6 protein-coding genes and 1 pseudogene are annotated in these 8,380 nt (G+C 77.5%); 4 read left to right on the plus strand and 3 right to left on the minus strand.

All coding sequences use genetic code 11. From position 1 onward, the window contains the following. The 3 genes and pseudogenes from AB0E96_RS35040 to AB0E96_RS35050 all read right to left on the minus strand — a co-directional run. Window positions 1-699 (minus strand): annotated as a pseudogene (locus AB0E96_RS35040) (hypothetical protein); the annotation flags it as partial. After that, window positions 692-1,534 carry a hypothetical protein gene (locus AB0E96_RS35045; protein ID WP_359829845.1) on the minus strand — a complete coding sequence of 281 codons (843 nt, stop codon included), beginning with the start codon at window positions 1,532-1,534 and terminating at the stop codon, window positions 692-694. The gene AB0E96_RS35045 and the pseudogene AB0E96_RS35040, both read right to left, overlap by 8 nt. 192 nt (window positions 1,535-1,726) lie before the next feature. Continuing rightward, window positions 1,727-2,470 carry a Crp/Fnr family transcriptional regulator gene (locus tag AB0E96_RS35050; protein WP_359829853.1) on the minus strand — a complete coding sequence of 248 codons (744 nt, stop codon included), beginning with the start codon at window positions 2,468-2,470 and terminating at the stop codon, window positions 1,727-1,729. Between the two features lie 293 nt (window positions 2,471-2,763). Between AB0E96_RS35050 and AB0E96_RS35055 the strand changes: the two genes are divergently transcribed. From AB0E96_RS35055 to AB0E96_RS35070, 4 genes are all read left to right on the plus strand, one after another. After that, window positions 2,764-3,879, plus strand: a complete 1,116-nt coding sequence (locus tag AB0E96_RS35055) for a macro domain-containing protein (protein ID WP_359829855.1) — start codon at window positions 2,764-2,766, stop codon at window positions 3,877-3,879. A gap of 10 nt (window positions 3,880-3,889) precedes the next feature. After that, window positions 3,890-4,540, plus strand: a complete 651-nt coding sequence (locus tag AB0E96_RS35060; RefSeq protein ID WP_359829847.1) for a hypothetical protein — start codon at window positions 3,890-3,892, stop codon at window positions 4,538-4,540. A gap of 3 nt (window positions 4,541-4,543) precedes the next feature. Beyond that, complete coding sequence (locus AB0E96_RS35065) at window positions 4,544-5,197, plus strand: RES family NAD+ phosphorylase (RefSeq protein ID WP_359829849.1); 654 nt, start codon at window positions 4,544-4,546, stop codon at window positions 5,195-5,197. 62 nt (window positions 5,198-5,259) lie between these two features. Beyond that, window positions 5,260-8,380 (plus strand): CHAT domain-containing protein (locus AB0E96_RS35070; protein WP_359829851.1); only part of this gene is annotated, 3,121 nt, incomplete at its 3' end.

The following is an 8,380-nucleotide window of genomic DNA, read 5'->3' on the forward strand; positions in this document are numbered from 1 at the left end:
GGCGGCGCCCGGGGCGCTGCCGGCCGCCGGGGCGCCCGGCGCGGTGTCCTCGGCGGCCGTCCGGTGCTGGGTCAGTTCGTCGAGCAGCGCCAGCGCGGTGCAGGTCCGCCCGGTGCCGGGGGCGCCGGCGAGGACCAGGACGCGCTGGCGGCGCAGCGCCCGCTGGAGGTCGACGTAGCCCTCCGGCTCCCGGTAGATCCGGCGCACCCGCCGCAGCTCCGACTCGGGGACCGGCCCGCTGACCGCGCCGACCGCCTGCCGGCTGTCCAGCCGCAGGTGGATGTCGCCGATGTGGGCCTGGTGGAAGACGTTGCGGTCGAACAGGTTGTGGTCGCCGGCCACCCGGTAGGCGCCACGGGCCTCGCGGTGCGCCCGGAAGGTCGCCCCCAGGCCGGCGGCGGCCCCTTCCTCGTCGCCCTCCTCGTCGAGCAGGCGGTCGCGGCTGCGCTCGCGGAACCGGTCGGCGGCCTGCTCCCGGTCGATCCGCTCCTGGTCCCCGGCCGCCTCCTCCCCGGAGGCGGCCTCCGGCTTCGGCCCCTCGGCTCCGGCGGCTCCCGCGTCGCCGGCGCCCCGGTCCTGGTCGCCGGGGGGCTGGGAGCGGACCGGGTCGGCGCCCGCGGACGGGGGGAGGTCCTTCTTCAGGGTCAGCTTCGGCGGCTTCAGCTCGGCGGCCCCGGCGGTGTTCAGCGGCTCAGGCATGCTGCCCCCCGTTGACGGTGCGGCCGATGTGCACCGGCCCGTTGTAGGTGTTGCGGGTGTGGAACGAGGTGTCGCCCGGCCTCTCACTCGGCGCTCCGCCGGGCGCGGGGCGCGGCGGCCCTCCCGACGGTCCCCGCGGCGGCTCGCCGGAAGGGCCGTCGGGCGGGCCGTCGGACGGCCCGCCCGGGTCGGACTCCGCCGGTCCCCCGTCCTCCGGCAGCGGCGCGGGCCGGGGCCGGCCGGGCAGCCGGACCCAGGCCGGCGTGGTGCCGTCCTTGAGCCGCAGCAGGGCCGGGCCGTAGTCCTCGGGATCGACGAAGCGGCCGCCGTGGCAGACCACCTCGCGGTAGAGCGAGTCGGAGACGACCACGACCAGGTCGGCTCCGTCCCGGTCGAGCACCCGGCGGGCCGTGTCCGCGTCGGCGAGCCGGCAGGCGAGGTCGACGGCGTGTCCGCTGATGCCCTGGGCGTCGCGCGTGACCGGGCCGACGTGCAGGCCGACCCGCAGCCCCAGCGGCATCCGCAACCCCGCGTTCAGCCGGCGCAGTTGCTCCTGGACCTCGTTGGCCCAGACGCCGAGGATCCGGGCGGGCGGGATGTCGGGGCCGAGGGCCGCCAGGATGCCGTCGCCCCGGTCCTCCCGGTGGACGGCGGGGGCCGGCACCCCGGCCTCGGCGAACGCCCGGTCGAGCACGGCGTACAGCTGTCCGCGCATCCGGGTCTTCCCGGAGTCGTCGTAGGCGCCGGACCTCCGGACGTCCACGCTGACCACCAGCTGGTACACGGCGTCGACTGCCTGGTCGAGCATGGTCACCCCCGCGGTTGTCTTCGACATGCCGCCAGGATCCGGCGCCGCATGCCGGGTTGTCTGTGATGGTTTACATGCGCGGCCGGAGCCCGGCTCCACGCCGGCCTCGACTGTTCGGGTCCTGGTGTTCGGGTCTCGCTCGGTCGGTTCTCGGGTGCTCGGGACGTTCGGGATGTGCGGGACGTACGGGGCGCCCGGGTGTTCGGGGCCGCCCGGGGCTCAGGTGTTCGGACGGCCCCCGGCTCCCGGCCCCTGCCCGTACTGCCCCTGGGCGAGCAGCAGGAGCGGGGCGGGGTCGAGGATCTCGACCATCCGGGTGCCGGTGCGCACCAGGCGCTGGTCGCGGAGCAGTTTCAGGGCCTTGGCCACCGCTTCCCGGGTGGCGCCGACGGTGGCCGCGAGGTCGTCCTGCGCCAGGTGCACGACGGCGGTCGAACCGCCGCCGGGGCCGCGGGAGTCGGCCGCCCGGGCGGTGGCGCCGGTGGCGGAGAGCTCGACGAGCCGCCGGGCCAGGCGCTGGACGACGGTGAGGGAGGCGAAGGCGGACCGTTCGCGGTCGGACTCCCTCAGCCGGGAGGCGAGTTGGGACATCACCCGGCTGCCGACCCGGGGGGTCTCGGCCAGGAACCGCCGGAACCGCTCCCCCGGGATCACCAGTGCCTCGACCGGGCCGAGTGCCTGCGCGGTCGCACTGCGCGGCCGCTCGTCCAGCGCCGCCAGCTCGCCCACGAGTTCGCCCGGGCCGCGCAGACCGAGGACGAGCCGGGTGGCCCCGCGGTCGGTCGCCACGTGGACCATGGACCAGCCGGTCAGCACCAGCAGGACGTGGGTGGTGCGGTCCCCCTCCGCGACCAGCCGTTGGTCGGGGTCGTAGGCCTTCGGAGCGCCGAGCGCGAGGAACGCCTCATGGTCGTGCGCACTCAGGGTACGGGCGAACGGCAGGTCATCGCCGAGCAGGCCCATGTCACCCCCAAAGATCGTCAACGGCCTTGGTTCGGTCCGACGTTGGGAGATCGTAGACCCACCGGAGACGAATTTCGGCCAAAGCCGCCACAAGGCGCCCAAGATGGTGCGCGGGTGGTGAATGAGTCCCCTGTGGCGGGCGGGAAGGGGCCCGGTGCATATGCCTGCCGGGGCCGGGCCGAACTTGTCCCGGTCCTCGGCGCGGTGGAATCCTGTCGCCCATGCCGCACGATCACCCCCGCGCCGACGCGCCCGATCACGGCCCCGGGCAGGACCCCGACCACGAGTCGATCATGGCCGAGCTCCGCCAGGTCCGGCGGGCGGGCGTGGTGCGGCTGCGGGACCTGGAACTCCCGGCGCTGGGCCGGATCGCCGCCCGGGTGGGCACGACCGGCGGGCGGTCCTCGCGGGCCGCCGCCATCGAGGCGGTACTGCGGCTGGCCCTGTCCCGGATCGAGGCCGGGACGCTCCAGGAGGCCGCCGGGTTCAGCCTCGGCCTGGCCCGGGGCACCCGCGACTGGGCCGCGGCCGACCGCCGCAGGCGCGCCGCCGACGTGTACAGGGTGAGCGTCGAGCGCTTCCGCAAGTACCACGAAGTGGTGCTGCTGGGCCAGTTGTCGCAGCAGCTGGCCGAACTCGCCGCGCGTTCGCCCGAGTCCGGAGCCGGGACCGGGACCGGGACCGAGGCCGGAACCGGTGACGGGGCCGCGGGCGCGGGCGCGGGCGGGGCCGCCGGGAGGCCCCCGCACCAGCTCCCCGCGACCCACCGGACCGTGCTGGCGGACGCGGGCGGCCGGACGGTGCCGCTCACCCTGCACGTCCACCCGGTGGACCTGCTGCGGGACGTCGACGTGGTGGTCTCGCCGGCCAACACCTTCCTCGCCCTCCCGGCCACCTACAAGTCCTCGGTGGCCGCGGCGCTGCGGCGGGCCGGCGCGAGCCGCGGCCCGGGCGGCGACGTGGTCGAGGACCTCGTCCACGACGAGCTGCGCGCCTGGACCGCCCGGCACGGCGTCACCGGTCGGGCCGTCGCCCCCGGCACGGTGGCTCCCACCGGGGCCGGCCGGCTGGCCGAGCAGGGCGTGCGGCGGATCTACCACGCCGTCACCGCCGTCCCCCGCTCGGACAGCAACGACTACGACGTCCTGCTGGCCGACATCACCCGGGCCGCCGCCCGGGTCTTCGCCACGATGGCCGGCGAGCGCACCGCCTTCGACCCGCCGCTGCGCTCGGTGGCCTTCCCGCTGCTCGGCTCGGGGCGCGGCGGCCTCCGCTACGAGGCGAGTCTGGGCGCGCTCTGGGCCGCTGTGGAGGCGGAGGCGGCCCGCGGCGCCGACTGGGAGGTCCACCTGGTGATGCGCCGCCCGGCCGCCGCCGACGTCGTCGAGCGACTGCTCGGCGCCGCCTGAGAGGAGACGGATGAACCCCTACCTGGTACTCGCCGCGGCGGCCGCGGACTGGGACCGGCTGTCGGCGCGGCTCCCCGCCGACCGGGCCGCCCGGCTGGCCGGGCTGCTGGAGCGGCTGCGCGGACCGGACGGCCCCGACCGCCCCGACCACCGGGAGGCGGCCGAGGAGGCCGCGCGGCTCCTGCTGCCGCTGCTGCCGCAGGCCGCCGGCACCGGCTCCCCGCGGTTCACCGCCGGCGCGGTGGACGCCGCCCACCTCGGGTTCCGCGCCTCCGACCTCGCCGTCCTGGTGCTCGACGGCTCCCGGATGGTGGGCCCGGTGCTGGGCGCGGTCCGCCGCCGGCTGCTCGCCGCTCCGGCGCTGTCCGCCGCCGAGGTGCGGGGGCTGGGCGGGGACCCGGACGCGTCCGGCCTGCTCCGCCTGACCGGCACCGGCGGGGCGGTCCGGCTGCCGGCCTTCCAGTTCGCCGAGGCCGCCACCCCGTGGATCGCCGTCCTGGACGTCAACGCCCTGCTCGGCGGCGACCGGGACCCGTGGGGCGTGAGCGACTGGTGGCTGTCCCGCGACGCCCTGCTCGACGCCGTCCCGTCCGCACTGCTCGGCACCGGCCAGGACGGCCGGCTGGTCGAGGCCGCCCGCTACCTGACCGAGGAGGAGTAGTCCGTGGTCAACGTCCGCCCGCCCGAGAAGCTGCCCGGGAACCCGACCAGGGTGACCCTGGCCGCCGGCACGGAGCTGGTCCGGGTGCACTCGGCCCGTCGCTCCGCCACCGCGTTCAACGGCAATCCGGCCGACTGCTTCTACGGCGGCGGCCGGTTCGACGGCACCGCGCTCGACGACTACGGCTTCCTGTACGCGGGGCTGACCGTGGAGGCGGCCGTCTGCGAGACATTGCTGCGCTCGATCCCCTTCGACCCCGCCGCCGGGCCGCGGCTGGTGCAGCGGGCCGCCGTCCGGGGCCGGCGGCTGTCGTTCCTGCGCCTGGCGGCCGACGTCACCGTGGTCTCCCTGGTGGCCGGGCGCGACCTGGCGAGCGTGGCCCAGGACGCCTGGCTGGTCCAGGCGGAGGCGGCGGAGTACCCGTTCACCCGGGCCTGGGGCCACTGGATCCGCGCCCACACCGCCCCCTGGTCGCAGGGCTTCGTCTGGCCCTCCAAGCGCGAACCGGCGGACCGCGCCGCGGTGCTGTTCCTGGACCGCTGCCCGGCGGGCGCCGTCGAGCCCGCCGGCGTCCCGCCGATCGACCTGGACACCCCGGAGGGGCTGCGCCGGCTCAACGCCGTCCTCGCCCCGTACCACGCCCAGGTCGCACCGTAGCGCCCCCGTTCCGGTCCCACGTCCCCAGCGCGCCGCAGCGCGCCCGCAGCAGGAGCACCGCCGTGGAAGAGAGCACCGAACCGGCCGAGCCGACCGACGACGAACTGCGCGCCGAACGGGACGCGCTGCTCGCCGAGGTGGCGCACGCCCCGGACGACCCGGACGCGCCGACCGCCTGGGCCACGGTCGGGGAGCAGAGCTACCGGCTCCACCTGCGCCAGGACCGCCCGGAGGACCTCCGGCTGGCCGCCGAGGCGATGGAGCGGGCCTTCGCCCGGCCCGGCGAGGACGACCTCTGGCACGCCTGGCGGGTGGTGTACGGGCACGTCCGCGCGTTCCAGTACGACCTCGACCCGTCGGCCGAACTCCTCGACCACGTCTACGAACTGGTCGACTCCGGCCTGCGCGGACTGGCCGCCGACCCCGGCGCCCACCCGGACGTCCAGGTGCTGGGCCGGCGGCTGATCGCCCTGGCCACCAAGGCCCGGATCACCGACGGCGCCCCGCCGCCCGAACGCCTGCCGCTGATCGACGACGCCCTGCGCCGCCACCACGACGCGCTGCCCGACGCGGCGCCGGACAGTCCGCAGGCCGTCGAACTCCGGGCCGACCTGGGCCACCTCCACTACGAGCGGGCCCGGTTCGCGAACAGCCCGGAGGACGCCGAGGCCTCCGTCGGGCACTACCGCTCGGCCCTCGCCGCCGCGGGCGCCGACCAGGACGCGCCGCTGCTCCGCTACGGCCTGGCCACCTCGCTGCTGTGGACCGGCCGCAACCGGGCCGACCGGGCCGAACTGGAGGAGGCCCGGCGGGAGTTCCGGGCCGCCCTGGCCGCCGCCCGGCAGCGCGCGGCCGAACCGCCGGTGTGGGCCGAGGAGGCCGAGACCAGGGCGATCTTCATCCGCGCGCTGCTCTGGTGGCAGTGGGAGGACCGCTCCCACCCGGCCGCCGCCGAGGCCGAACTGGCGCCGGTGCTGGCCCGGCCGGACGCCGTGCGGACCCTCCCCCCGATCTACCTCGACGCCTTCGGACGCCTGCTCTACGACCGGGCCGCCGAACGCGACGACAACGAGGGCCGCGACCGCGCCCTCGGACTGCTCCGGGAGGCCGTCCACCGCTGGGAGCCGGAGCGGGACGGCCCGCTGTGGGCCCCGGCCGCCCTGCTCGCCGTGCTCCAGCACACCCGCTACCTCGACGACCGGGACCGGCGGCGGCTTCCGGACGTGGTCCGCGGCGCGACCGAGGCGCTGTCCGAGGACGCGATCCCCGCCGTCCGGCAGACCGCCCGGATCCTGCTCGCCTGGGCCCGCACGGAGGAGCCGGGCAACGCCCCGGACCCGCTGGCCCCGGTCGACGACCCGGTCTACACCGACGCCCTGAAGGCCGCCCGGGAGCTCCAGGAGGACATCACCGAGGGCCGGAGCTTCATCAACCTCAACAACGCCGAGTTCAGCCACCTCGCCAACGACCTGACGCTCGACCAGCACACGAAGGACGGGTTCCGGCGGCTCTACCGGATGTGGGAGGAGCTGCCCCCGGACAGCCCGGACCGCGCCCTGTTCGGGGCCCGGCTGCTCGGCGCGCTGCCCCTGATCGACCCGCACGGCACCCTGGTCGGCGAGGCCGAGAAGGCCGCCCTGTTCCAGGGCTCCGCCGCCTTCGAGGGGCCCGCCACCACCCGGGGCGCCGTCCAGGGCATGCTCGGCGCCGCCCGGATGCGGGAGGGCGTGACGAAGGGCGACCCCGCCTCCACCCAGGAGGCGCTGGCCCAGCTGGAGGCGGCGGCCGCGCTCCTGGACGGGCAGGACGAGCGCCTCCGGGCGGGGGTCGACCTGGCCCGCGCGATGGCCTCGGCGCAGCTCGGCCAACTGCAGGCCCGCGGTGACGAGATGGAGTCCGCGCTGGAGGCGATGGAGCAGCTGCGGGACAACCCGGACTTCCCCCCCTACCTGCGGCGCCTGATGGACGGCCAGCGGGCCGGCTTCGAGGCGCAGCGCGCCGCCGCGCGCGGCGACCTGGCCGGGGCCGACCGGGCCGTCGCCGAACTCGCCGCCGTGTACCGCGCGCTCGACCCGGAGGACCCGAGCCGCGCCGAGCTCTGGCTGGCCCTGGAGCACTCGCACAACCTGCGCGACGCGCTCGCCCGCCGCCTCGGCGCCCGCGAGCTGGGACCGCCCCCGGGGAGGCCGACCGTGGCCGAACTGCGCCGGCAGGCGGCCCGGCTGCCCCGTGAGCACCGGGCCTGGCTGCTCGGCGACGGCGGCATCGCCCGCTGCCTGACGGCCGGCCCGCGCGGCGACCTGCGGCTGCTGGCCGAGGGCCTGGAGCTGGTCGAGGAGGCGCTCGGGCTGGTCGGCGAGGACACCGAGGACTGGGTGCGCTACGCGATGGCCCTCGGCAACGGCCGCACCGGGCAGGCCGCCGCGACCGGCGACCGCCGCGGCTACGAGGCGGGGGTGGTGCTGCTGGAGCGGGCCGTCGCCCGCCTCGACGGCCCGGCGCACCGGCTCTGGGCGGCGTCCTGCCTCACCCTCGGCCGGGCCTACCGGCTGCGGGCCGACGCCGCCCGCGACGACCGCCGACGGGGCCGGCACGCCGGACTGGACGCCCTGCGCGGCTTCGCCTGGGCGGCGCTGCTGCAGTCGGGCACCGAGCACGCCGCCACCGCCGCCGCCCGGGCCACCGAGGCCGCGCTGGAGGCGGCCGCCTGGTGCCTGGAGGACGGCGTCCCGGAGCAGGCCCTGCAGGCGCTGGACTCCTGCCGCGGCCTCGTGCTGCACTCGGCGGCCGTCGCCCGCTCCGTCCCCGAGCGGCTGACGGCCGCGGGGCGGCCGGACCTCGCCGAGGAGTGGCTGAGCACCGGTGCCGCGGAGCCCGCCCCCGGGGAGAGCGCGCTGGTGCGGCCCGCGCGGACGGTGCCGAGCCGGCTGCGCGGCCAGGTGCTGGCCGTGCTCGCCGACGCGGCCCGGGCGGACGGCTCCGCGGACGGGCTGCTCGAACCGCCCGAGCCCGCCGAGGTCGGCGAGGCGCTGCGCCGGCTGGGCGTCGACGCCCTGGCGTACCTGGTGCCGGCCTCGCCGGACGGCGGCGGCGCGGCGGTCGTGGTGACCGACGACGGGCGGGTGCGCTCGCTGCCGCTGCCCCGGCTGCGCGAGGACGCCGGCCCGGTGCGGGAGTACCGCC

The sequence above is a fragment of the Kitasatospora sp. NPDC036755 genome (assembly GCF_040636595.1).
Lineage (GTDB): Bacteria > Actinomycetota > Actinomycetes > Streptomycetales > Streptomycetaceae > Kitasatospora.